General features: G+C 57.4%; 3 protein-coding genes and 1 pseudogene. 2 read left to right on the top strand and 2 right to left on the bottom strand.

The window, feature by feature from the left end:
- The first annotated feature begins 12 nt into the window (after nucleotides 1–12).
- Nucleotides 13–789: an exodeoxyribonuclease III gene (gene xth / locus EGI20_RS17600; protein WP_498632447.1), complete on the top strand. Its 777-nt coding sequence runs from the start codon at nucleotides 13–15 to the stop codon at nucleotides 787–789.
- Nucleotides 790–889: 100 nt separating this feature from the next.
- Nucleotides 890–1,717 carry an AraC family transcriptional regulator gene (locus tag EGI20_RS17595; protein WP_498633016.1) on the top strand — a complete coding sequence of 276 codons (828 nt, stop codon included), beginning with the start codon at nucleotides 890–892 and terminating at the stop codon, nucleotides 1,715–1,717.
- A 131-nt stretch (nucleotides 1,718–1,848) separates the two neighbouring features.
- Here the strand turns inward: EGI20_RS17595 and EGI20_RS17590 are convergent, their stop codons facing one another.
- Nucleotides 1,849–2,208, bottom strand: a complete 360-nt coding sequence (locus EGI20_RS17590) for an amino acid kinase family protein (RefSeq protein WP_498633015.1) — start codon at nucleotides 2,206–2,208, stop codon at nucleotides 1,849–1,851.
- Nucleotides 2,209–2,248: 40 nt separating this feature from the next.
- Nucleotides 2,249–2,386: pseudogene (locus EGI20_RS17585) on the bottom strand (ornithine carbamoyltransferase); the annotation flags it as partial.

The raw sequence follows: 2,386 nt of genomic DNA, 5'->3' as shown, positions 1-2,386 counted from the left end.
TTGGGTTTATTGATGAAATTGGCTACCTGGAATGTCAACTCCCTCAAGGTGCGCCTGCCACAAGTCTTGCAATGGCTGCAGGATAATCCGGTCGATGTCTTGTGCCTGCAGGAGCTGAAGCTGGATCAGGACAAGTTTCCGCAGGAAGAGATTGAAGCGGCCGGTTACCGCGCAGCCTGGCTGGGACAAAAAACGTATAACGGCGTGGCGATTCTGGTGCGCAGCCCTTTGACCTTAAGCGATGTGGTCAGCGGTATTCCCGGTTACGACGATGTACAGCGCCGGGTGATCACCGCCACGGTAGGCGGGGTGCGCGTGATGTGTGCCTACTTCGTCAACGGCGAGGCGGTCGACTCGGAAAAGTATCCGTACAAGCTTGCCTGGCTCGCGGCACTGGAAGGCTATGTGGCAAGCGAAGTGGCTGCACATACCGATTTCGCCTTGCTGGGTGACTACAATATCGCACCCGACGACCGCGATGTATATGACCCCGAGGCTTGGCAGGGCAAGGTCTTGTGCTCGGAACCCGAGCGCGCCGCCTTCTTCCGCCTGATTGCGCTTGGCCTGTCCGATTCTTTCCGTCTGTTTAATCAGGACGACAAGCAGTACAGCTGGTGGGACTACCGCGCGATGATGTTCCGCCGCAATCTTGGGGTGCGTATCGACCACATCCTGATCAGTGATTCGCTTAAGGCGCGGGCGCTGGCTTGCGACATCGACAAGGCCCCGCGCAAATGGGAGCGTCCGTCCGATCACACGCCGGTGGTACTGACGCTGGCAGCGCAATAGCCTGACTATTTGTTCTGTATCAAGAGTATGTACTATCCACGTTGGCAGGGAGGCCGGCTTGCCGGATGATGGCCGGCAAGCCGAATGCTTGGGAGCCTGTGTGGATTACGCTTTTGACAACCGCCTCGACTTTACCCTGTTTGACAAACTGCAACAGCAGCAGGACAGTGCGCCGCATTTTCACCCCTATAGCCAGCTGGTGTTTCCCCGTAGCGAAGGCGTGCTGGTCGCGATCGGAACGGCAGAGCCGGTCGAGCTGGCTGCGGATGCCGTGTTATTTATCTCGCCTTTCGTCCGGCATCATGTGACGGTTCGTACCGCCGACGCGCGCTGGGATTCGCTGGCTATCAATCTGGCCCGCCTGGGGCCGGAATTTTTCAACTCGCACTATCTCACGCCTATCCAGGATCTGTTGCGCCATGGTTTTGCCGGCCTGCTGTTTCACGGCGGCACCGCCATGCATGCGCGGCGTGATTTTTTCATGATCCGCAATAGCTTTCGTATGGAGTATCTGATTTCCATCCTGCAGATACTGCATACGCTCAGTACGGCGCGTGAATGGCACCCTTTGGCTTCGGAGCAGAATCATCCGGTCGAACAGCGGGATATCCAGCTGTGTCTGACCATCAGCGAATACATCCGCGAGCACCTGTCTGAGCCGCTGGATATTGCGCATGCGGCAAGTCTGGTCCATATGTCCGAGTCCAGTTTCAGCCGCTTCTTCAAGCGCTTCTTTGGCAAGCCATTTCATGCCTATCTGATCGACAAGAAAATGGAGGCGGCAGAGTATTTGCTGTTTGCCACGCGCTTGCCGATACAGGAAATTGCCGACCGTCTGGCCTTTAACTCAGCCTCGCATCTGGCCATGACTTTCAAGCGCCATCGGGGTATGACGCCGGGCGAATATCGTAGCCGGCAGAATGAGTGATGTGCCCGTCAGAGAAAAAAGCCGGCCCTTTGGGCCGGCCTTTTTTATGGTTTAACGCAAGCTTCAGGCCGCAGCCTTGGTAAAGAAGCCAGCCGGTAAGGCTGGCTTTGGCTAGATCCGCCCGGAAATGATCAGTACCACTCGATACCGGCTTTTTCGGTCGAGATCACGGTACCGGCTTCGCCTTTAACGATCTTCTCGATGTCCTGCAGCGCGCCGATCACGGCTTTCTTGCCGGTCAGACGGGCGAATTCGCAAGCCGCTTCCACTTTCGGGCCCATGGAGCCGGCAGCAAAGCCCAGCTTTTCCATTTCGTCCGGATGTGCGTGCTTGATGGCTTTCGCTTCTGGCGTTCCCCAGCCGACAAATACGGTCGACACGTCGGTCGCGATCACGAAGTAGTCTGCATCCACTTCACGCGCCAGCAGGGCGGAGGTCAGATCCTTGTCGATCACGGCTTCCACGCCAACCAGCTTGTCGCCCTGGTACATGGTCGGAATGCCGCCGCCGGCAGCTTAGGGGGCAGCCTGTTTACTGATCGCCCAGCGTTGCAACCATGACGGCCTTGATGGTGTGCATGCGGTTTTCCGCCTGCTCGAAGGCGACGTTAGCGTGGCTTTCGAACACGTCTTCGGTCACTTCGATACCGTTGGCGAACTGTGGGTACAC

This window comes from Aquitalea sp. S1-19 (genome assembly GCF_024343515.1).
Note: the sequence above shows the minus strand (reverse complement) of the source record. Positions and strands in the feature narration are given on the sequence as shown.